Origin of the sequence: Methylobacterium sp. V23 (assembly GCF_002917135.1) — a bacterium.
In the GTDB taxonomy this organism is placed as follows: Bacteria; Pseudomonadota; Alphaproteobacteria; order Rhizobiales; family Beijerinckiaceae; genus Methylobacterium.
Genome location: NZ_PDHT01000002.1, coordinates 195751 through 216997, shown reverse-complemented (window position 1 = coordinate 216997; position 21247 = coordinate 195751). Strand labels below are relative to the sequence as shown.

General features: G+C 71.9%; 18 protein-coding genes. 12 read left to right on the top strand and 6 right to left on the bottom strand.

The features are described from left to right. The first annotated feature begins 29 nt into the window (after positions 1–29). The 9 genes from CRT23_RS04035 to CRT23_RS03995 all read left to right on the top strand — a co-directional run bounded on the left by CRT23_RS04035 (position 30) and on the right by CRT23_RS03995 (position 12450). Entirely contained in the window at positions 30–1691 is a 1662-nt protein-coding gene (locus CRT23_RS04035) for a methyl-accepting chemotaxis protein (protein WP_103708700.1), read from the top strand. Positions 1692–2090: 399 nt separating this feature from the next. Beyond that, the gene (gene rsmH, locus CRT23_RS04030; protein ID WP_103708699.1) at positions 2091–3149 is read left to right on the top strand and encodes a 16S rRNA (cytosine(1402)-N(4))-methyltransferase RsmH; all 1059 of its coding nucleotides are present in this window, start codon (positions 2091–2093) and stop codon (positions 3147–3149) included. Continuing rightward, a complete protein-coding gene (locus CRT23_RS04025) occupies positions 3146–3574 on the top strand; it encodes a hypothetical protein (protein ID WP_055955178.1) in 429 nt (142 codons plus the stop codon). The genes rsmH and CRT23_RS04025 overlap by 4 nt, the downstream gene beginning before the upstream one ends. Before the next feature lie 200 nt (positions 3575–3774). After that, the gene (locus tag CRT23_RS04020) at positions 3775–5511 is read left to right on the top strand and encodes a penicillin-binding protein 2 (RefSeq protein ID WP_245435962.1); all 1737 of its coding nucleotides are present in this window, start codon (positions 3775–3777) and stop codon (positions 5509–5511) included. After that, positions 5508–6986 carry a UDP-N-acetylmuramoyl-L-alanyl-D-glutamate--2,6-diaminopimelate ligase gene (locus tag CRT23_RS04015; protein WP_103708698.1) on the top strand — a complete coding sequence of 493 codons (1479 nt, stop codon included), beginning with the start codon at positions 5508–5510 and terminating at the stop codon, positions 6984–6986. The genes CRT23_RS04020 and CRT23_RS04015 overlap by 4 nt, the downstream gene beginning before the upstream one ends. After that, positions 6983–8503 carry a UDP-N-acetylmuramoylalanyl-D-glutamyl-2,6-diaminopimelate--D-alanyl-D-alanine ligase gene (locus tag CRT23_RS04010; protein WP_103708697.1) on the top strand — a complete coding sequence of 507 codons (1521 nt, stop codon included), beginning with the start codon at positions 6983–6985 and terminating at the stop codon, positions 8501–8503. Before CRT23_RS04015 ends, CRT23_RS04010 begins: the two co-directional genes overlap by 4 nt. An 85-nt stretch (positions 8504–8588) precedes the next feature. Beyond that, on the top strand, positions 8589–9674 hold the full coding sequence (gene mraY / locus CRT23_RS04005) for a phospho-N-acetylmuramoyl-pentapeptide-transferase (protein WP_055955172.1): 1086 nt from the start codon (positions 8589–8591) through the stop codon (positions 9672–9674). A 27-nt stretch (positions 9675–9701) separates the two neighbouring features. Further along, positions 9702–11063 (top strand): UDP-N-acetylmuramoyl-L-alanine--D-glutamate ligase, encoded by a 1362-nt coding sequence (murD, locus tag CRT23_RS04000; protein WP_103708696.1) that lies wholly within the window; start codon positions 9702–9704, stop codon positions 11061–11063. Positions 11064–11172: 109 nt separating this feature from the next. Further along, positions 11173–12450 (top strand): O-antigen ligase family protein, encoded by a 1278-nt coding sequence (locus CRT23_RS03995; protein ID WP_103708695.1) that lies wholly within the window; start codon positions 11173–11175, stop codon positions 12448–12450. A gap of 72 nt (positions 12451–12522) precedes the next feature. Here CRT23_RS03995 and CRT23_RS03990 read toward each other — a convergent pair whose 3' ends face one another. From CRT23_RS03990 to maiA, 3 genes are all read right to left on the bottom strand, one after another. Beyond that, complete coding sequence (locus CRT23_RS03990; RefSeq protein WP_055955163.1) at positions 12523–12873, bottom strand: hypothetical protein; 351 nt, start codon at positions 12871–12873, stop codon at positions 12523–12525. A 22-nt stretch (positions 12874–12895) separates the two neighbouring features. Further along, a complete protein-coding gene (locus tag CRT23_RS03985; RefSeq protein ID WP_055955160.1) occupies positions 12896–14227 on the bottom strand; it encodes an NAD(P)/FAD-dependent oxidoreductase in 1332 nt (443 codons plus the stop codon). 113 nt (positions 14228–14340) lie between these two features. Further along, entirely contained in the window at positions 14341–14985 is a 645-nt protein-coding gene (maiA, locus tag CRT23_RS03980) for a maleylacetoacetate isomerase (RefSeq protein WP_103708694.1), read from the bottom strand. 185 nt (positions 14986–15170) lie between these two features. Between maiA and dgcN the strand changes: the two genes are divergently transcribed. After that, a complete protein-coding gene (gene dgcN / locus CRT23_RS03975; RefSeq protein ID WP_103708693.1) occupies positions 15171–16202 on the top strand; it encodes an N-acetyltransferase DgcN in 1032 nt (343 codons plus the stop codon). Continuing rightward, positions 16199–17185, top strand: coding sequence for an N-acetyl-D-Glu racemase DgcA (gene dgcA, locus CRT23_RS03970; protein ID WP_103708692.1), 987 nt, complete (start codon positions 16199–16201; stop codon positions 17183–17185). The genes dgcN and dgcA overlap by 4 nt, the downstream gene beginning before the upstream one ends. A gap of 174 nt (positions 17186–17359) precedes the next feature. Here the strand turns inward: dgcA and CRT23_RS29560 are convergent, their stop codons facing one another. From CRT23_RS29560 to CRT23_RS03960, 3 genes are read right to left on the bottom strand one after another with little or no spacing between them, the layout of a single operon-like run. Further along, on the bottom strand, positions 17360–17482 hold the full coding sequence (locus CRT23_RS29560) for a hypothetical protein (RefSeq protein WP_280137553.1): 123 nt from the start codon (positions 17480–17482) through the stop codon (positions 17360–17362). Beyond that, positions 17479–18525, bottom strand: coding sequence for a cytochrome d ubiquinol oxidase subunit II (gene cydB, locus CRT23_RS03965; protein WP_055955150.1), 1047 nt, complete (start codon positions 18523–18525; stop codon positions 17479–17481). Before cydB ends, CRT23_RS29560 begins: the two co-directional genes overlap by 4 nt. 39 nt (positions 18526–18564) lie before the next feature. Next, positions 18565–18900: a hypothetical protein gene (locus CRT23_RS03960; RefSeq protein ID WP_103708691.1), complete on the bottom strand. Its 336-nt coding sequence runs from the start codon at positions 18898–18900 to the stop codon at positions 18565–18567. 322 nt (positions 18901–19222) lie between these two features. Here CRT23_RS03960 and CRT23_RS03955 point away from each other — a divergent pair, with 322 nt between their 5' ends. After that, a complete protein-coding gene (locus CRT23_RS03955) occupies positions 19223–21163 on the top strand; it encodes a PAS domain-containing sensor histidine kinase (protein ID WP_103708774.1) in 1941 nt (646 codons plus the stop codon). Positions 21164–21247 lie beyond the last annotated feature (84 nt).

The window sequence follows — 21247 nt, the reverse complement described above, 5'->3', positions numbered from 1 at the left end:
GAACTGCCCTGACGCCGAGAGCCACCGCGATGTCGATCCGCTACACGATCCTGCTTCCGCTGCTCGGCCTGATGCTCCTGGCGGGGATTCTCTCCGGTGTCACCGGGTGGGTCGGCCTCGGGGCCGTCGACGACCTGTCCCGCCTGGGCAGCCGCACCACCGAGATGAACGAGGCGAGCCGCATCGCCCGCGACCGCTTCCACCGCGCGGAGGCGCTGATCGCGCGGGTGAGCGCGATGACCGACCTCCTCGACATGGCGCCGATCCAGGCGGAGTTCACCGCCGCCGGGGATCAGCTGATGGCGCTGCTCGACCGGCTCGAAACCCTCGCCGAATCCGAGCGGATGGTGACGCTGGCCCGCAGCGCCGCCGCCGAGGCGCGGCAATGGCGCGGGGACGCGGAGGTCCTCCTGGGAATCCGCCCCGCCCGGGAGATCCCGACCCTCGACCGCATGGCGCAGGAAAGCCGGCGCCTGCGGCAGCGCTTCGACGAGGCGGTGGCGCTGGCCGCCGAGGATACGCGGAGCCGGATCGAGGCGACCCGGGCGGCGACCCTCTGGCAGATCCGGGCCATGCTCGGCCTCGTCGCCGTGGTCGTGGTCCTCGGCTCGGGCACGGCCTGGTGGCTGGCCGGCACGCTGGCCCGGCCCCTGGTGCGCCTGACCGCCGACACCACCCGCCTCGCCGGCGGCGACACCTCCGTGACGCTTTCCGCAACGGGGCGCCGCGACGAGATCGGCGACATCGCCTGCGCCGTGATGCGGATCCGGGACATGTCCCTGGCGGAGGCCGCCCGGCAACTGCAGACGACGGAGGCCGCGCGCCTGCGCGAGGAGCAGGCCCGGCGCAGCCTGTTGTCCGACCTCGCCGACCGGTTCGAGCGATCGGTGGGCGGCATCGTCGCGCATGTTGGCGAGGCCGTGACCGGCCTGCAATCCGCTTCCGAGACGATGCAGGTCGCGATCGCCGGGACCGCAGCCCGCTCCACCAGCGCGGCCGAGGCCGCGCGGCAGACGTCCGGGAACGTCACCGCCGTGGCCGCCTCCGCCGACCAGCTCGGTTCGACGGTCGCCGATATCGGCCGGCAGGTGGTGCAGGCGGCGGAGCTGTCCTCCGCCGCCGTGACGGCGGCCGCCCGCACCGGCGAGACCATGGCGGCCCTCTCCAGCGCCGCGACCCGGGTGGGCAACGTCGTCGGCCTGGTCTCGACCATCGCGGGCCAGACCAACCTCCTCGCCCTCAACGCCACCATCGAGGCGGCGCGGGCCGGCGAGGCCGGACGCGGCTTCGCCGTCGTCGCCACGGAGGTGAAGGAACTGGCGTCGCAGACCGCGCGGGCGACGGAGGGGATCCGCCAGCAGATCGCCGCGATCCAGGGGGCCACGGACGGCGCCGCGCAGGCGATCGCCGAGATCACGGCGCAGATCCACGCCATGAGCGGCGTCACGACGAGCATCGCCGGGGCCGTGGAGGCGCAGGGGACCACCACCCACGCGATCGTGCGGAGCATGGCGGAGGCGTCCGCCGGCACCGATCGGGTCACCGCCGACATCGCGGAGGTCGCCCACTCGGCCGACGACGCGGGCGGCGTCGCCCGCGCCGTCGCCTCCGCGGCGGATGCCCTCGCCGGGCAGTCGCGCATGCTGCGGAGCGAGATCGAGCAGTTCCTCGGCAATGTCCGGGCGGCCTGAGCGGCGGCCCGTCGCGGCGCCGGAGGAGGGGCCCCGACCGGTTCGGAACGACGCCTTTGCGCGCGAAAACTTACGCTCGGTTAACCTTGCTGAGGTCTGATCCGTCCGAGCCGCTCCCCCTCGGCCAGGTTCGTTGACGGCGCTCAGAGGCCCATGGTACCCCGATTCATCCCGTCAACGGCGATTTTCGGATCGACGGACGCAGCCTGTCCCAGGCAGGCCGGTGTCCGCATGCGCGGTCGCGTGACGCGTCGACCCGGAGACGCCCCGTCTCTCCGAGCCGCGCCCGCGCGCTCCAGCCCCGTGGAAGGGACGCATGCGCCGCATCAGTCCGGTCGAGTCCTCGCTCCGTCCCTCCGCGCCCTCGGTCGCGCGACCGCCGCGCGTCGGGATCGCCCGATGACGCGCGCCCCCCGCGAGGCGCGGGTGAGCCGGGTGTCCGACGGGGCGCCCCACGTCCCCGTCCTGCTGGCGGAGGTCCTCGAATCCCTCGAGCTGCCGGGCCGGACCCTGGCCGTCGACGGCACCTTCGGGGCCGGCGGCTACACGCGCGCGATGCTCAAGGCCGATCCGTCCGTTCACGTTCTGGCGATCGACCGCGATCCCGGTGCCATCGCGGGCGGTGCGCCCCTGGTGGCCGAGGCCGGCGGCCGCCTGACCCTGGTCCCGGGCCGCTTCGGCGGCCTCGACGCCTGCGTCCGCGACGCGGGGCACGCGTCCGCCGACGCGGTCGTCCTCGATATCGGCGTCTCCTCGATGCAGATCGACCAGGCCGAGCGCGGCTTCTCCTTCCGCAACGACGGCCCCCTCGACATGCGCATGGAGCGCGCCGGCCCGAGCGCCGCCGACCTCGTCAACGAGTCCGAGGAAGCCGACCTCGCCGACATCATCTTCCACTACGGCGAGGAGCGCCGCTCCCGCGCCGTCGCCCGGGCGATCATCGAGGCGCGCCGCAAGGCCCGCATCGAGACCACCGCGGCCCTCGCCGACATCGTCGCCAGCGTGGTCTGGGCCGATCCGGCCAGCGGCATGCACCCGGCGACCCGGACCTTCCAGGGCCTGCGCATCGCGGTGAACGACGAGCTCAGCGAGCTCGTCCAGGCGCTCCACGCCGCCGAGCGCATCCTGCGGCCGGGCGGCCGCCTCGCGGTGGTGACCTTTCACTCGCTGGAGGACCGCATCGTGAAGCAGTTCTTCTCGGCCCGCAGCGGCCGGGCGGCCCAGGCCTCCCGCCACCTGCCGAGCCTGGACGCGCCGGCGCCCCGCAGCTTCGCGGTGGTGACCAAGGGCCCGGTGCTGCCGACCGACGCCGAGACCGCCGCCAATCCCCGCGCCCGCTCGGCCAAGCTGCGCGCGGTGGAACGCACGGACGCCCCCGTGCCCGCCCCCCTGGCCGCCATCGAGACCCTGGCCGCGCTGCCCGCGCGGACAGGTCGGAGCGGAGGAGCGCGCCGGTGATCCGTTTGCTCAACCTGATCGCGGTGCTCGGCCTGATCGGCTCGGCGATCTACGCCTACTCGATCAAGTACGACACGCTCTACCAGGCCGGGCAGGTCTCGAAGGCCCAGACCCAGCTCAAGAAGGAGCGCCAGGCCATCGCGGTGCTGCGCGCCGAGTGGCAGCTCCTGACCCGGCCGGACCGGCTCCAGGCGGCGGTGGAGCGCTACCTCGCCCTCGAGCCCATCGGCACCGCCCATCTCGGCCGCCTCGCCGACCTGCCGGCGCGGCCCGACCGCGGCGACGAGATCGGCCGGCTGCTGGCCGCCACCGCGACGCCGAAGGAGAAGCCGGTGGCGGGGCGCGGCGGTGACGAGCCGCGCACCACCGGCAGCATCACGCCGCGCACCACCACGACCAGAACCCCGACCACGACTTCGAGGTAGTGCCCGTGTCCGAAGTCCCGCCGCCCGGCCAAGACCCGATCCATTCCCCGGTGACCGCCGCCGAGCCGACCCGCGCGCCCGTCGAGTCCGGCGCCCGCGCGACGCCGGACGCGATCCAGATTGACGCGAGCCAGGTCGACGCGCGCCCGGTCGAGCGGACGCGGCTGGAACCGGCCGCCGAGGCCGTAACGTCGCCGGCCCTGTCGAAGCGCGCCTGGGTCGCCCGCAACGCGCGGGCGATGTTCCACCTCGCCATCGAGCGCTCCTACACCCGGGTCGGCCTCGTGGGCCTCGCCTTCACCCTGGTCTTCACCACCATTTCCGGGCGCCTGATCCTGGGCGCCGCCTTCCCGGAGGCGGATAACGGCGACCGCCGGATCGCGGCCGCCGCCACCACGGCGATCCGGCCGGACATCGTCGACCGCAACGGCGAGATCCTCGCCACCGACATCCGCACGGTCTCGATCTTCGCCGAGCCGCGCAACATCTACGACAAGGACGAGGCGGTCGAACTCCTCACCGCCGTGCTGCCGCAGATCAACGCCACCGAACTGCGCGCCAAGCTCTCCACCAAGAAGGGCTTCGTCTGGGTCAAGCGCGAGATCACCCCGAAGCAGCAGGCGGAGGTCCACCGCCTCGGCATCCCGGGCATCGGCTTCCTGCCCGACCACAAGCGCGTCTACCCGAACGGCGTCGCCGCCGCGCACATCCTCGGCGTGACCAACCTCGACAACATCGGCATCGCCGGCATCGAGAAGTACATCGACAACCAGGGCAACAAGGCGCTCAACGATTTCGGCCTCGTGGCCAAGCAGACCGACCTGTCGCCGATCCAGCTCTCCATCGACCTCCGGGCGCAGTTCGCCGTGCGGGACGAGCTCGCCTGGGGCCTCGACCACTTCAAGGCCAAGGCGGCCGCCGGCATGATCCTCGACGTCCAGACCGGCGAGGTGATCGCGCTCGCCTCCCTGCCGGACTTCGACCCGAACGACCCGGCCGACGCGCTCAACCCCGACCGCATCAACCGCATGAACGTCGGCGTCTACGAGATGGGCTCGACCTTCAAGGCGATGACCCTGGCGATGGCGCTGGATTCCGGCAAGTTCAACGTCAACTCGACCTTCGACACCCGCGGCGGCGTGCTGAGCTGGGGCCGCCAGAAGATCCACGAGTACCACGGCACCAACCGCGTCATCACCATGCCGGAGGTGTTCACCCACTCGTCGAACATCGGCTCCGCCAAGATGGCGCTGGGCATCGGCGTGCCCGGCCACAAGGCCTTCCTGAAGAAGATGGGCCTGACCGACCGGATGCGGACGGAACTGCCCGAGAGCGCCGAGCCCATCGTGCCGGCGCGCTGGACCGAGATCAACACCATCACCATCGCGTTCGGCCACGGCCTCGCGGTGGCACCGATCCAGGCGACCGCGGCGGTGGCCGCCATCGCCAACGGCGGCTTCCTGATGACCCCCACCTTCCTCAAGACCACGCCCGAGGCGGCGATGGCCAAGGCCACCCGGGTGCTGAAGACCGAGACCAGCGAGGCTATGCGCTTCATCATGCGCCTCAACGCCGTCGAGGGCTCGGCCAAGAAGGCCGCGATCCCGTACTACTTCGTCGGCGGCAAGACCGGCACCGCCGAGAAGGTGATCCACGGCCGCTACGTGAAGAACCGCCTGTTCACGACCTTCATGGCCGCCGCCCCCATGAACAACCCGAAATACCTCTTCGTCACCATCATGGACGAACCCCAGGGCCTGCCGGAATCCGGCGGCTACGCCACCGCAGCCTGGAACTCCGGCGTCGTCACCGGCCGGGTGATCGAGCGCGTCGCCCCCGTCCTTGGCCTGCCGCCGCAGTTCGATCCGCCGGTGAAACCCTTCCCCCTGATGGTGAAGCTCGGCGCCTACCACGCCACGCAGGTGGACGGACGATGAGCGGGCCGACCCTCGGCGCGCTCTTTCCGGAGGCGGAGGCCGGCCTCGCCGGCCTGCCGGTCGCCGGGCTCACGGCCGATTCGCGCAAGGTCGCGCCGGGCTTCGTCTTCGTCGCCGTGCCCGGCACCGTCGCGGATGGCCGGCGCTTCGCCGCGACCGCCGCGAGCGCCGGCGCCGTGGCGGTGGTGAGCGAGGGCGCGCGGCCGAAGGGGCTCGAGGCCAGCGTGCCCTACCTCGCCGTGGCGGACGTGCGCCGCAGCCTCGCCCTCGCGGCCCGGGCCTTCTCGGGCCGGCAGCCGGCCGAGGTGGTGGCGGTGACGGGGACGAGCGGGAAGAGCTCGGTCACGGATTTCGTGCGCCAGATCCTGGCCCGCCTCGGGGCCGAGGCGGCCAGCCTCGGCACGGTCGGCATCGTCACCAACCGGGGCGCCACCTACGGCTCCCTGACCACCCCCGACCCGGTGACCCTGCACGCCACCCTGGCGCGGCTCGCCGAGGACGGCATCGACATCCTGGCGATGGAGGCGTCCTCGCACGGGATCGAGCAGCGCCGCCTCGACGGGGTCGCGCTCGCCGCGGTGGGCTACACCAATCTCGGGCGCGACCATCTCGACTACCACGCCACCATGGACGACTACCTGGCGGCCAAGCTGCGGCTGTTCACGACCCTGGCGCAGCCCGGCATCCCGGCGGTCATCAACATCGACGGCGCCTATGCGGACGTCGTCGTGGCGGCCGCCGCCGCCCGCGGCCTCGACGTCCACACCACGGGGTCGAAGGGCGACACCGTGCGGCTGATCTCCGCGCGCACCGAGGGCTTCCACCAGCACCTCGTCCTGCAGGCCCCGGGTCCGACGGGCCGGCTGGACGAGTATGCCGTGCGCCTGCCGCTGGTCGGTGCCTTCCAGGTCGAGAACGCGCTGCTGGCCGCCGGACTCGTGCTGGCGATCCCCGCCGGCCGGGCCGACCCCGCGGGCGTCATCGCCGCCCTCGACCATCTCACCGGGGTCCCGGGCCGGATGGAACGGATCGGCGAGACCCATGGCGGCCTCTGCCTCGTGGACTACGCCCACAAGCCGGAAGCCCTCGCGGGCGTGCTGACGGCCCTGCGCCCCTTCGCGACCGGCCGGCTGCGCGTCGTCTTCGGCTGCGGCGGCGACCGCGACACCGGCAAGCGCCCGATCATGGGCGCCATCGCGGCCGAGAAGGCGGACGCCGTCATCGTCACCGACGACAATCCGCGCAGCGAGGACCCGGCCGCGATCCGCGCCGAGATCCTGGCCGCCGCCCCGGGCGCCGTCGAGATCGGCGACCGGGCCGAGGCAATCCGCACCGCCGTGCGGGCGCTGGAGCCCGGCGACGTGCTGGTGGTGGCCGGCAAGGGCCATGAAACCGGCCAGATCGTGGGGTCACAGGTCCTGCCCTTCTCGGACCACGACGTCCTCCGGGCTGCGATCGCGGAACGCTCAGCATGACCGACAAGACGCCGTCCGGCACGACTCCGCCAGGCACGACCCAGCCGGGCACGACTTCGCCAGGCACGACCCCGCTCTGGACGCCCGAAGCCCTGGAAGCCGCCACCGGCGGGACCCTGCTGGGCCCGTGCAGGCCGATCACCGGGGCCTCGATCGATACCCGCACGCTGGCGCCGGGCGACCTGTTCTTCGCCATCCGGGGCGAGGCCCGGGACGGGCACGACTTCGTCGCGGCCGCCCTGGGGCGCGGTGCCGGCGCCGCCGTGGTCGCGGCCGACCGGGCGCAGGGTTTCGCCGAAGCCGGGCCGGTGCTGGCGGTCTCGGGCGCGGGCGAGGATCCCGTCCTCGACGCCATGCGCACGCTCGGCGCCGCGGCCCGGGCCCGAACCGGGGCGGGCATCGTCGCGGTGACGGGCTCGGTCGGCAAGACCGGGACCAAGGAGGCGCTGCGCCACGTCCTCTCCGCGCAGGGGCCGACGCACGCCTCCATCGCCTCCTACAACAACCATTGGGGGGTGCCCCTGACCCTGGCGCGCATGCCGGCCGACACGCAGTTCGGCGTGTTCGAGATCGGCATGAACCACCCGCGCGAGATCGTGCCGCTGACCGCGATGGTGCAGCCCGACATCGCCCTGGTCACCACGGTCGAGCCCGTTCACGTCGAGCACTTCGCCTCCGTCGCGGCCATCGCCGACGCCAAGGGCGAGATCTTCTCCGGCCTCAAGGCCGGCGGCACCGCGATCATCAATCGCGACAACCCGCATTATGCCCGCCTCCTCGCCCATGCCCAGGCCTCGCGGGCCGGCCGGGTCGTCAGCTTCGGCGAGCACCCGGAGGCGGATGTCCGCGCCCAGCGCATCGTGCTCCGCCCCGACCTCTCGGTGGTCGACGCCGTGGTGATGGGCATCCCGGTCACCTACCAGCTCGGCACGCCGGGCCGGCACACGGCCATGAATTCGCTCGGCGTGATGGCGGTGGTGCATGCGCTCGGCGCCGACCTCGCCCGCGCGGCCCTGTCGCTGGCGGCCCTGCGGCCCCCGGTCGGCCGCGGCGAGCGCACCGCCCTGGCGATCGGGGAGGGCGAGGCCTTCCTGGTGGACGAGAGCTACAACGCCAACCCGGCCTCGATCCGCGCCGCCCTGGCGACCCTGGCCGGCATCGAGACCGGCCCGCGCGGGCGCCGCATCGCGGTGCTGGGCGACATGCTGGAGCTCGGGCCGGAGGGCGAGGCCCACCACCGCGCCCTCGCCGGGCCGGTGGAGGCCGCCAAGGTCGACCTCGTCTTCACGGCCGGCCCCCTGATGCGCAACCTGTTCGAGGCCCTGCCGGTGAGCCGGCGCGGCGCCTCCGCGGCGACCTCCGCCGACCTGCTCGAGCCCGTGCTCTCGGCCCTGCGCCCCGGGGACGCCGTGATGGTGAAGGGCTCGAACAGCATCCGCATGGGCCGGATTGTCGAAGCGCTCAAAGCCCGTTACGCGAACGCCCAAGCCGAACCGCCGCGCGCCGTCGCGCGCTGAGGCGACCTTCATCACGGCCGGGGAGGGGTGCTGCGCGCCCCTGAGCCTCCGGCTGATTTCGCATTGAACCACGGCCGGGTGCTGGATGCTGTATCTCCTGTCGGACCTGAGCGGCACCGTCTCCGCCCTCAACGTCTTCCGCTACATCACCTTCCGCACCGGCGGCGCGCTGTTCACGGCGGGCCTGTTCGTGTTCTGGTTCGGGCCGCTGATCATCTCCTCGCTGCGCCTGCGCCAGGGCAAGGGCCAGCCGATCCGCGAGGACGGCCCCCAGTCGCACCTGCTGACGAAGCGCGGCACCCCGACCATGGGCGGCCTGATGATCCTGGCCGGCTGCGTGGTCGCGATCCTGCTCTGGGCCAACCCGCGCAACCACTACGTCTGGGTCACCCTGGCGGTGACGCTGGGCTTCGGCGCGATCGGCTTCTACGACGACTACCTCAAGGTGACGAAGCAGTCGCACAAGGGCTTCTCGGGCAAGTTCCGCCTGCTGCTGGAAGCCTGCATCGCCATCGCGGCCTGCGTGCTCATCTCGGTCTACTCGGCTCCGACCCTGCAGAACCAGCTCGCCTTCCCGATCTTCAAGGACGCGCTGCTCAACCTCGGCTGGTTTTACGTGCTGTTCGCCGCCTTCGTGATCGTCGGTGCCGGCAACTCGGTGAATATGACCGACGGCCTCGACGGCCTCGCCATCGTGCCGGTGATGATCGCCTGCGGCACCTTCGGCGTCATTGCCTACCTCGTCGGCAACGTCTTCACGGCCGGCTACCTGCAGGTGAACTACGTCCGCGACACCGGCGAGCTCGCGGTGGTCTGCGGCGCGGTGATCGGGGCGGGGCTCGGCTTCCTCTGGTTCAACGCGCCCCCCGCCCAGGTCTTCATGGGCGATACCGGGTCCCTGGCGCTGGGCGGCCTGCTCGGCACCATCGCGGTGGCGACCAAGCACGAGATCGTGCTGGCGATCGTCGGCGGTCTGTTCGTGCTCGAGATGATGTCGGTGATCATCCAGGTCGCGTCGTTCAAGCTGACGGGCAAGCGGGTCTTCCGCATGGCACCGATCCACCACCACTTCGAGCAGAAGGGCTGGAAGGAGCCGCAGGTCGTGATCCGGTTCTGGATCATCGCCGTGATCCTGGCGCTGGCCGGCCTCGCCACCCTGAAGCTGCGCTGAGCCCGTCGCCATGCTGAGCCCGTCGTCATGACGCCCGTCACCACCTTCGCCGGCCAGAAGGTCGCCCTGTTCGGCCTCGGCGGCTCCGGCCTCGCCACGGTCCGCGCCCTGATCGCCGGCGGTGCCGACGTCCTGGCCTGGGACGACAGCCCGGAGAGCACGGCCCGCGCCCGCGACCAGGGCATCACGGTGTCCGACCTGCGGGAGGCCGACTGGAGCGGCTTCTCGGCCCTCATCCTCGCCCCCGGCGTGCCCCTGACGCACCCGGCGCCGCACTGGACGGTGGAGAAGGCCGGCGCGGCCGGCCTCCCGGTGATCGGCGACATCGAGCTGTTCTGCCAGGAGCGCCGGGCGCGCGCACCGGGCGCGCCGTTCGTCGCCATCACGGGCACCAACGGCAAGTCGACCACCACGGCGCTGATCGCCCACATCCTCGCCTCCGCCGGGCGCGACGTGCAGATGGGCGGCAACATCGGCACGGCGATCCTGTCCCTGGAGCCGCCGGCGCCGGACCGGATCCACGTGATCGAACTCTCGTCGTTCCAGATCGACCTGACGCCGAGCCTCGACCCGAGCCTCGGCATCCTCCTCAACATCACGCCGGACCATCTCGACCGCCACGGGACGCTGGCCGACTACGCCGCCATCAAGGAGCGGCTGGTGGCGGGCGCGGACCGCGCCATCGTGGGCGTCGACGACGACCTCAGCCGTGCCATCGCCGACCGCCGGGCGGGCCCCTGCGTGCGGATCCACGTGGGACTGCCCGAGGCGGGCTTCGACGGCCTGTCGGCCCGCGACGGGACGGTGTTCGACGCCGACGGCGCAGCCATCGCCGACCTCGCCGGGATCGGGTCGCTGCGCGGGGCGCACAACTGGCAGAACGCGGCGGTGGCCGCCGCCTGCGTCCGGGCCCTCGGGATCGACGACGCGGACCTCGTCGCCGGCCTGCGCAGCTTCCCCGGCCTGCCCCACCGCATGGAGGAGGTCGGCCGGCGCGGGCGCGTGCTCTTCGTCAACGATTCGAAGGCGACCAACGCCGATTCCACCGAGAAGGCGCTCACCGCCTTCCACGACATCCACTGGATCCTCGGCGGCAAGGCCAAGGAGGGCGGCATCGCTCCCCTGGCGCCCCTCTTCGGCCGCGTGGCCCATGCCTACCTCATCGGCGCGGCGAGCGACGCCTTCGCCGCCACCCTGGAGGGCCGGGTGCCCTACACGGCCTGCGGCACCCTAGCGGTCGCCACCGCCAGGGCGGCGGAGGCCGCCGCGGCGTCGCCGGCGGCCGAGCCCGTGGTGCTGCTCTCGCCGGCCTGCGCCTCCTACGATCAGTTCCGCAGTTTCGAGGATCGTGGGGATCAATTCCGGAATCTGGTGCGCGTGCTGCCCTGAGGCGGGCCGCGCGCGGATTCGCCATCCAAATTCTCAATCATTCTCGCGTCCCATCGGCGGCGTGTAGCGCGGTCCCGCCCTGTCGGCGGCGCGGTGATGGGTTGAGTGCATGGCGTTCACGATGGCACCCGGCGCGTCGCGCTGGCAGGCGGGAGCCTGGGCCCACATCCCCGTCCTGCACGTGCTCCGGCGCCTGGCGACGCTGCTCCTCGTCGCCTTCATCTTCTTCGCCTGCTTCGCCTTCTCGGACACCTCGCCCTACGACGTGGTGGCGATCCCCGCCATCGTGCTCTGGCTCTGCCTCGGCCTGCGCCTGCACCGGGGCATGGTGCCGCTGCTCGGGCTGCTGATCCTCTACGTCGGCGCGATCACGGTGGCGCTGCTGCCCTATATCGACCAGGCCCTGCCGGTGACCTGGACGATCCAGCTCGCCTACCTCGCCATCACCGGCGTGTTCTTCGCGATGCTGTTCGCCGACGACACGCAGGCGCGGATGGAGCTGGTGCTCAAGACCTTCGTGGCGAGCTGCCTCCTGTCGAGCGCCTTCGGCATCGTCGGCTATTTCGGCTTCATCCCCACCGAGGACCTGTTCTACAAGTACGGTCGCGCCTCGGGCACCTTCCAGGACCCCAACGTCTTCGGCTCGTTCCTGACCCTCGGCGCCCTCTACCTGATGCACGGCCTGCTCCTCGGCACGAGCCGGCGGCCGGTCCTCGCCTGCGCGATCCTGATGGTGATCGTGGCCGGCATCTTCCTGTCGTTCTCGCGCGGCTCCTGGGCCGGCTCGCTCATCGCCGTCGCGGTGATGGTCGGCAGCGTCTACACCACCACCCCCTCGGCGCGCCTGCGCCGCCGCATCGTCACCCTGACGGTGCTGGCCCTGGTGGCCACCGCGGTCGCCATCGTCGGCCTGCTGTCGATCGACGACATCGCCGAGATGTTCTCCAAGCGCGCCGCGGTCACGCAGGACTACGACACCGGCGAGACCGGACGCTTCGGCAACCAGCTGCGCGGCCTCAACATGCTGGTGGACGAGCCCTTCGGCATGGGTCCCCTGCGCTGGCGCCTGATCTTCGCCCTGGAGCCGCACAACACCTATATCGGCAGCTTCGCCAATGGCGGCTGGCTCGCCGGCGTCACCTTCATCGGCCTGGTCCTGATGACGAGCGTGGTCGGCTTCCGCCTGATGCGCCGCGACACGCCCTATCGCCGCCACGCCCAGATCGTCTGGCCCGCCCTGCTGATGTTCTTCCTGCAAGCCTTCCAGATCGACATCGAGAAGTGGCGCCACGTCTACATGATGCTGGGCATGATCTGGGGCCTCGAGGCCGCTCGCCTGCGCTGGCTGACGGGTGGTCGGATGTCGGACAGGCCGACCCCTCGCTAGGCCCGGGCCTCCGGTCCGGCTTCTTCTTCCCCCGCTCGCGGGGAGAGGAGGGACGCACGCGCCCGCAGGAGCCTAGTCCGGCTTGTCCTGCGCGTCGTCCGCCGCGTTCGTGTCGTCCGGCTCCTCCGGCTCCGGATCGGCCGTCCAGCGCGTCGCGAAGGCGGCGAGGTGGCGGGCATCCGCGAAGGCCAGGACGGTGACGGCCCGGTCCGCCGGCATGCCGCCGGGATAGGGCGACAGCAGCACCTTCTCCTCGGACAGTTTCGCCCCCGGCGCATGCGCGGCGAGCCAGGCCTCGGCCTCGTCCGACAGGCGCGACGGGTCGGCCGCGTCGCGCGCCCGGGAATCGCCGCGCAGGACGAGGACGTAGGAGCCGAGCGCCGGATTGCGCTGCTGCACCGCTTTGACGATGTCGAGAAACATGCGGATCGGTTCCCAGTCGTGCTCAGTGCAGCTTCACGCGCGACTCGGTGCGCCGGGTCAGGGCCCGGGCGACCGCGTCGAGGGTGGTCTTGACCGTGCCGTGCAGGGCCTGCTCGTGCATCTTGTACAGCGAGCGATACATCATCCGGGCGAACAGTCCGGCGATGAACATGTTCTTGCCCTTGATGAACCCCATCAGGCTGCCGACCGTCGAGTATTCGCCCAGCGAGACCAGCGAGCCGAAGTCGCGGTACTTGAAGGGCTTGAGTGGCCTGCCGGCCATCTTCTCGGGGATGATCTTGATGAGGTGCGTCGCCTGCTGGTGGGCCGCCTGGGCGCGGGGCGGGATCGGCGTGTCGGAGCCCTTCTCCACCAGGTAGGCGCAGTCGCCCATCGCGAAGATGTCGGGATCGCGGGTGGTCTGCAGGGTCGGCGTCACCACGAGCTGGTTGTTGCGCGTGGTCTCCAGGCCGCCGATCTCGTGCAGGAAGGGCGGCGCCTTGACGCCGGCGGCCCAGACCACGAGCTCGGACGGGATGAAGCCGCCATCGGCGAGCTGGACCCCGTCGGGCCGGACCTCGGTGACCCGGGCCCCGGTCCGGACCTCGACGCCGATTTTGTCCAGCAGCACCATGACGTCGCGGGACATGCGCTCGGGCACCGCCGGCAGGATGCGGCTCGCCGCCTCCACCAGGGTGATCTTCAGGTCCTTGGCCGGGTCGATGCGGTCGAGCCCGGTGGCGGCCACGTCGCGGGTGGTGCGGTGGAGCTCGGCGGCGAGCTCGGTGCCCGTCGCCCCGGCGCCGATGACCACGACGTGGAGCTGGCCGGCCCGCACCGGCCCCGGCTGGGTGTGGGCCCGCAGCATGCCGTTGATCAGGCGCTGGTGGAAGCGCACCGCCTGGCCCTGGGTGTCGAGGGCGATGGCGTTCTGCTGCACGCCGGGCGTGCCGAAGTCGTTGGTGGTCGAGCCCACCGCCATCACCAGCGTGTCGTAGGGGATCTCGCGGATCGGCGTGACCTCGCGCCCCTCGGTGTCGTGGCTGGCCGCGAGGTGGATCACCCGCTTGGAGCGGTCGAGACCGGTCATCTCGCCGATGCGGTAGCGGAAATGGTGCCGGTGGGCGTGGTGCAGGTAATCCACCGCGTGGTGGCCGACATCGAGGCTGCCCGCGGCGACCTCGTGCAGCAGCGGCTTCCAGATGTGGGTCCGCGCCCGGTCGACCAGGGTGACGTGCGCCTTGCTCGTGCGGCCGAGCTTGTCGCCCAGTTTCGTGGCGAGCTGCAGCCCCGCCGCGCCGCCGCCGACGACCACGATGCGGTGCAGATTGTCCTCGGTTTCGCCCGGTACCATGTCGCTCAGGTCCTCGTGTCTCACGATAGTGCGGATGCGTGCCCCCACGGCGAGCGCCGCATCGTCATCCCGGTGGTCAGCTTAGAAGGATTGTAAATCGACCGCCATTCCCATCACATCGGCGCGCCCGGCTGACGCAGGGGATGGGCCCGGGCGAAGGCGTCCTGGGCGAGGCAGTCCTCGGCGATCCGGCGCACCGTGGGGAAGGGCGCCGTGTCGACGCCGAAGATGCCGGTGCCGACCCACAGGCTGACGAGGCAGAGATCGGCGTGGCTTACCGCGTCGCCCTGGGCGTAGCGGCCGGTGCCGGGCTCCCGGGTCAGGCGCGTCTCCAGGGTCTTCAGCCCGGTCGCCATCCAGTGGCGCACGAAGTCGAGCATCCGCTCGCGCGGCAGGTCGTAGGTCTCCATCAGGAAGTTGCGCACCCGCGGCACGTAGAGCGGATGGGTGTCGCAGGCGACGACCTGGGCCAGGGAGCGGGCGCGGGCCCGCGCCCGCGGCTCGCCGGGCAGCAGCGGCGCGGCCGGATGGATGTCCTCGAGATAGTCGAGGATGGCCAGGGACTGGATCAGCGGCGGGCCGTCGCCGTCGAAGAACGCCGGCACCGCCCCCTGCGGATTGATCGCGAGGAAGTCGGGCTTGAACTGCTCGCCGGCATCGAGGTCGAGGAAGATCTCCTCGTAGGCGATGCCCTTGAGGTTGAGGGCCACCCGCACCCGGAACGCTGCGGCCGAGCGCCAATTGCCGTACATCTTCATGCGCGCAACGTTTCCTCTTCGCGGAGTCTTATCCGTCTCTTAGCGCCCAGGACCACACCCGACATCGCGCCCGCCCGCAAGCCCGTTCTGCCGGCGAAGGCCCGTCGAATGCACGATTTGGCAGCGCCGTGATCATCGCGCATAGGAGGAGACGAGGTGTTCATCCTCGGCCGATGAGTGACGCGATGCAGATCGAAACGCCCTACCTGATGTTCCTCGGCGACGTGCCCGACCGCCTGGCCGCCAAGACCGCCTACGGCATCAAGGACTGGCGCCCCGAGTGGTGCGTCGGCCAGCTGCGCCTGCCCGGCTGCGCCGCCGACCTCGGGATCCCGGACCTCACCCTGGCGGAGGCCGTGGCGCAGGGCTGCCGCACCCTGGTAATCGGCGTCGCCAACGCGGGCGGCATCCTCCCCGAGCACTGGGTCGCCGAGGTGGTGGCGGCCCTGGAGGCCGGGCTCGACATCGCCAGCGGCCTGCATGCCCGCCTGGGAGCGGTGCCGGCGATCGCCGAGGCCGCCGAGCGTCACGGCCGGCAATTGCACGACGTGCGGCACACCGCCGAGACCTTCGCCACCGGCAAGGGCACCCGGCGGCCCGGCCGCCGCCTGCTCAGCGTCGGCACCGACTGCTCGGTGGGCAAGAAGTACACCGTGCTCGCCCTGGAGCGCGGCATGCGGGAGCGCGGCCTCGACGCGGATTTCCGCGCCACCGGCCAGACCGGCGTGTTCATCTCGGGGCGCGGCGTCGCCATCGACGCGGTGGTGGCCGACTTCATCTCCGGCGCCGTCGAGTGGATCGCCCCCGCGGCCGCGCCCGAGCACTGGGACCTGCTCGAGGGCCAGGGCTCGCTGTTCCACCCGTCCTTCGCCGGCGTCAGCCTCGGGCTGCTGCACGGGGCGCAGGCCGATGCCTTCGTGGTCTGCCACGAGCCGACCCGCACGACCATGCGCGGCGTCCAGCATCCGCTGCCCAGCATCCGGCAGGTCATCGACCTCACCGTCCAGCTCGGGCGCCTGACCAACCCGGACATCCGCCCGGTGGGCATCGCCGTCAACACGCAGGACCTGGAGGAGGGGGCGGCCCGCACGCTGCTCGCCGCTCTCGCCCGCGAGCACGACCTCCCGGCGACCGACCCGGTCCGCTTCGGCGTCGAGGCCATCGTCGATCGGATCGTGTCCGAGTTTCCGCCGGCCCATACGGGGGCGAGCGCGTGACCCGGCACCTCGACGTCGCGGTCGAGACGTTCCCGATCGCCGGGGCCTTCACCATCGCGCGGGGCAGCCGCACCGAGGCGGTGGTGGTGGTCGCCACGGTCACGGACGGGGAGGGCCGGATCGGGCGCGGCGAGTGCGTGCCCTATGCCCGCTACGGCGAAACCGTGGAGAGCGTCGTCGCGCTGATCCGCGACCATGCCGAGGCCATCGCCATGGGGGCGACCCGGGCCGACCTGCAGGTCGGCATGAAGCCGGGTGCCGCCCGCAACGCCCTCGATTGCGCCCTGTTCGACCTCGAGGCGAAGCAACTCGGGCGCCCGGCCTTCGAGATCGCCGGCCTGTCGGCCCCGCAGGTCGCCACCACCGCCTACACCCTGAGCCTCGGCGACCCGGAGAGCATGGAGGCGGCGGCCCGCCAGGCCGCCCACCGGCCCCTGCTCAAGGTCAAGCTCGGCGGGACGGGCGACCCGGAGCGGATCGCCGCGGTACGGCGGGGCGCTCCCGATTCACGCCTGATCGTGGACGCCAACGAGGCCTGGCGCGCGGAGACGATCGAGGCCAACCTGGCGGCCTGCGTCGCCGCCGGCGTCGGCCTGATCGAGCAGCCGCTGCCCGCTGGCGAGGACGCGCTCCTCGCCGAGATCGCCCGGCCGATCCCGATCTGCGCCGACGAGAGCCTGCACGATCGCGCCGGCCTCGATGCCCTCAGCCGGCGCTACGACGCCATCAACATCAAGCTCGACAAGGCCGGCGGCCTGACCGAGGCGGTGATGCTGGCCCACGAGGCCCGGGCGCGGGGCTTCTCGCTGATGATCGGCTGCATGGTCGGCACCTCGCTGGCCATGGCGCCCGCCATGCTGCTCGCCCACCACGCCGACTACGTCGACCTCGACGGTCCGCTCCTCCTGGCCCGCGACCGGGAGCCGGGCCTGCGCTTCGAGGGCAGCCTGATCCATCCGCCGGAGCCGGCGCTCTGGGGGTGAGGGCGGCGTGACGCGCGGATCCGTCCCTGCATGCAGCGGGGACGGATCACCGAGCGGTCCTCGGAACGCCGGTCTGCCTCCGGGAAGCGGAGCGGGCGGAACGGCTGCGGCCGAAGGGCCCCTGCAGACGGCCCCCTGCGAACGGGCCCCTGCAGACGGGCCGTCGGGCCCCCATCACCCCTTCACGATGGCGCGCAGGAAGTAGACCAGCGCCGTGAAGGTCACGAGGCTCGCGGCGTAGAAGGCGACGAACCAGAGCAGCCGGCGGCCCTTGGCCCCGGATGAGCCCCCGCTCAATGCCCGTAGCCCCCGGATTCGAGGTCTTCCGCCACCTTCCCGCGGAAGACCCAGTAGGCGTAGGCGGTATAGGCCAGGGTCAGCGGCATCACCACGGAATAGCCGACGAGGGCGAATTGCAGGGCGCTCACCGCGTTGGCCGCCTGCCAGATCGTGTAGTGCGGCGGCACGATGTAGGGGAACAGGCTGATGGCGAGGCCGAGGAAGCCGAGCAGGAACAGCGCGACGGTGAGCAGGAAGGGCGCCACGTGGCGTCCGTTGCGGATGCCCTGGAAAATGCCCCAGGCGACGAGGGCCGTCACCACGGGAACGGGGGCCACGTAGAGGATGTTCGGCCAGGCGATCCAGCGCCACTGGATGTCGAGGCCGAGGAACGGCACCCAGGCGCTCACCACCGCCATCGACACGATGGTGGCGGCCAGGAATTGCAGGCTCTTGCGCCGGGCCCAGATCTCGAGCTCGCCCGAGGTCTTCATCACGCACCAGGTCGCCCCGAGGAGGCCGTAGCCGCAGACGAGGCCGATGCCGGTGAGCACGCTGAAGGGGGTGAGCCAGTCCATGGTGCCGCCGGCGAAGCCGCGGCCCTCGACCTTGAAGCCCTGGACGAAGGCGCCGAGCACCATGCCCTGCGCGAATGTAGCCAGCAGCGAACCGTAGTGGAAGGCATTGTCCCAGACGAACTGCGAGCGGTCGGCCTTGAACCGGAATTCAAAGGCCACCCCGCGGAAGATCAGCGCGATCAACATCAGGATGATCGGGATGTACAGCGCCGGCAGCAGGATGGCGTAGGCGACGCTGAACACCGCGAACAGGCCGCCGCCGCCGAGCACCAGCCAGGTCTCGTTGCCGTCCCAGATCGGCGCGACCGAGAGCATCATCCGGTCCCGCCAATTGCCCTTCCGCGCGGCCGTGAACAGGATGCCGACCCCGAGGTCGAAGCCGTCGATGACCACGTACATCGCCACCGCGAGCGCCAGCAGGCCCGCCCAGACCACGGGCAGCCAGAAGGCGGCGCCCTCGTATTCCATCCCGAAGCCGAACATCCGCTGGATCCCTCGCCGCGTCGCGAACCAACTACCCCCTTACGGGGACGCGCGTTCCCCGCGTTGCGCCACCGTAGCGCGATCGCCATGCGTTTGCGCGCCCCGCCACGGGACTTTTCTGTCACTGTCCAACAGGGTGTCGCGGGAGGCGGGCCGACCGCTGGGCAAGGCCGCGAGGGCCTGCCCGGCCCGCCGCCCGATCTCCGCGGCCCCCTCGCGCAGGGCGGCGTCGCGCACGGGCGCGGGCAGGGCCTCCCAGGCCTCCGCCGCCGCATCCGCCACCGCCGGCGGCGTGGGCGCGGGCTCGCCCTGGCGCTGAAGCGCCAGCCAGGACAGGACGCCGATGACCAGACCGGCACGGATGAGAAAGGACATGGGTCTGTGGCCCGGACGCGCCCCGGCCGGGGCGCGAGCACCGTCGGGCGCGAGCGGTAAAGAGGGCCTGACGCACCGCCGGCAAAGCGCCGGAATGGTGAACACAAGCTTATCCCGGTGTCATTCTAGGCTTTTTCGTGTCGTGCCCCGAAAAGGTCTATCGGACAGACCGGTGACAGTTACGTCCCGGAAAGCATGCGGAGACAATCGGACTGTCTAGCGCAAGACTCGCTTAAGTCGGCTCTGCGAAGTTGGCCTCAGTCGAGTTCTCGTCGAGCCAAGGGGCGTCGGGGGTGGCCGTCGGGCCGTGTCCGCGCTGTGCGTGTCGGTATTGCGTATCTACGGTGCCCTGGCTTCCCTCATCGATGTCCGCCTCGCGGGGCTCGTCCATGAGTCGGTGAAAGAGGATGGCGGCGTGCGCTTCCGGCACGAGCGCTTCCTGGTCTCGCGCCTCGCCACCGGCCTGATGATGATGCTGGGCCTGCCGCCCTACCTGGTGCTGCGCGGGGTGCCCACCGGCGTCGAGGCCCTGGCCATCGCCAGCCTGATGCTGCCCGTCTTCGCCGCCGTGCTCCTGTCCCGCACCGGCATCCTCTGGCTCGCCCACGCCATCTCCTCGGCCGGCCTCACCGGCGTGGTGGTCTGCCTCGCCATGATGACGGGCGGCGCCGAGTCCGCCGCCGCGATCTGGCTGGTGGCGATCCCCCTGGAGGCCGTGGTCTCGGGCTCCCGGCGCGCCACCCTGGCGGCCGCCATCGTCGCGGCCCTGGGGGCCCTCGCGGTCGCCCTGCTGCCGCCGCTGGCCGAGGGCACCCCGCTGCCCGAGTGGTCGCGCGCCCTGGCGATGCCGGTCTTCGCCATCACGGCGATCGGGCACATCGCGGCCCAGGCCCTCGAGCATTTCCGCCACGAGGGCCGCTGGCTCGCCCGCCTGCGCGACAACGAGCGCCGCGACCGCATGCTGCTCTCGGCCATCGACGACCTCGTGACCTGGCACGACCCGAACGGCCGCGTCCTCGAGGCCAGCGCCTCGGCCACCCGCTTCCTCGGCGCCGATCCGGCCTCCCTGCAGGGCCACGGCCTGCTGGAGCGCGTCCATGTGGGCGACCGCCCCCTGCTGCTGCAGGCCCTGAGCGACGTCGCCGCGCATGGCCGCCCGGCCCGGGTCCAGTTCCGCCTGCACCTCGACGTCGCCTCGGCCCGCGGCGAGACCGCGCCGCGGGTGATCTTCGCCGAGATGCGCATCCATCGGATCGACGGTCAGGCGGCGGAGACGGTCACGGCCGGCCGCCTGCAATCCAGCGTCGTCGCGGTCACCCGCGACGTGACCGAGCACCGCCGCCACGCCGAGGAGCTGGAACAGGCCCGCGCCGAGGCCGAGCGCGCGGACGAGGTGAAGAGCCGCTTCCTCGCCAATGTCAGCCACGAGCTGCGCACGCCGCTCAACGCCATCATCGGCTTCTCCGAGGTGCTCTCGGGGGAGGGCGGGATGGTGACCGATCCCGAGCGCACGCGGGAATATGCCGGCATCATCCGGAATTCCGGCCAGCACCTCCTCGAAGTCGTCAACACGCTCCTCGACATGTCGCGGATCCAGAGCGGCCATTTCGACTACACCCCGGAGCCGTTCGACCTCTCGGCCCTCATCCAGACCTGCTGCAACCTGATGCAGCTGAAGTTCGACCAAGCCGGCGTCACCCTGGTGCGCGATGCCAGCGTCACGCCGGTGGAGATCACCGCCGACATGCGCGCCTGCCGCCAGATGGTCATCAACCTCCTGTCGAACGCGGTGAAGTTCACCCCGCGCGGCGGGCGGGTCGAGGTCGGCCTGCGCGGCTCGGGCCGGCACCTCGACCTCATCGTCGCCGATACCGGCATCGGCATCAGCGAGGCCGACCTGCCCCGCGTCGGCAGCCCGTTCTACCAGTGCGCCGGCGGCTACGAGCGCACCCACGAGGGCACCGGCCTCGGCCTCTCCGTGGTGCAGGGTCTCGTCGGCCTGCATGGCGGCGCCATCACCATCGAGAGCACCCGGGGCGAGGGCACCACGATCATCGTCACCCTCCCGCGCGCCTGCCGGGTCGGCACCGGCGCCATCCCGTCGGCCCCGATCCGCACCCGCCTGCGCCTCCCGGTCTCGGGCGGCAGCCTCGTCGCCGCCGTGAACGACGGACCCGTGCCGATGCGCCGGCCCATGGGCCTGTTCGAATCGAGCCCCGAGCCGGTCCGCGAGAGCTACGTTCCCCTGCGGCGCGCCGGATGAGTGCGCCGCGATCCTGCCGGCACCGGATGGTCCGGACCCCGCGTCGCGCGGGGCCCGGACGCCGGTGCGAACAGTCCTGAGGAG

Excerpts from the sequence above, each read along its gene's own strand:
- maiA (WP_103708694.1), bottom strand. The coding sequence starts at position 14,985 with ATGAAGATGTACGGCAATTGGCGCTCGGCCGCAGCGTTCCGGGTGCGG.
- rsmH (WP_103708699.1), top strand. The coding sequence starts at position 2,091 with ATGACGCGCGCCCCCCGCGAGGCGCGGGTGAGCCGGGTGTCCGACGGG.
- CRT23_RS03960 (WP_103708691.1), bottom strand. The coding sequence starts at position 18,900 with ATGTCCTTTCTCATCCGTGCCGGTCTGGTCATCGGCGTCCTGTCCTGG.
- mraY (WP_055955172.1), top strand. The coding sequence starts at position 8,589 with ATGCTGTATCTCCTGTCGGACCTGAGCGGCACCGTCTCCGCCCTCAAC.
- CRT23_RS04010 (WP_103708697.1), top strand. The coding sequence starts at position 6,983 with ATGACCGACAAGACGCCGTCCGGCACGACTCCGCCAGGCACGACCCAG.
- CRT23_RS04035 (WP_103708700.1), top strand. The coding sequence starts at position 30 with ATGTCGATCCGCTACACGATCCTGCTTCCGCTGCTCGGCCTGATGCTC.
- dgcN (WP_103708693.1), top strand. The coding sequence starts at position 15,171 with ATGCAGATCGAAACGCCCTACCTGATGTTCCTCGGCGACGTGCCCGAC.
- CRT23_RS03990 (WP_055955163.1), bottom strand. The coding sequence starts at position 12,873 with ATGTTTCTCGACATCGTCAAAGCGGTGCAGCAGCGCAATCCGGCGCTC.
- CRT23_RS04015 (WP_103708698.1), top strand. The coding sequence starts at position 5,508 with ATGAGCGGGCCGACCCTCGGCGCGCTCTTTCCGGAGGCGGAGGCCGGC.
- CRT23_RS03985 (WP_055955160.1), bottom strand. The coding sequence starts at position 14,227 with ATGGTACCGGGCGAAACCGAGGACAATCTGCACCGCATCGTGGTCGTC.
- murD (WP_103708696.1), top strand. The coding sequence starts at position 9,702 with ATGACGCCCGTCACCACCTTCGCCGGCCAGAAGGTCGCCCTGTTCGGC.
- cydB (WP_055955150.1), bottom strand. The coding sequence starts at position 18,525 with ATGTTCGGCTTCGGGATGGAATACGAGGGCGCCGCCTTCTGGCTGCCC.
- CRT23_RS03995 (WP_103708695.1), top strand. The coding sequence starts at position 11,173 with ATGGCGTTCACGATGGCACCCGGCGCGTCGCGCTGGCAGGCGGGAGCC.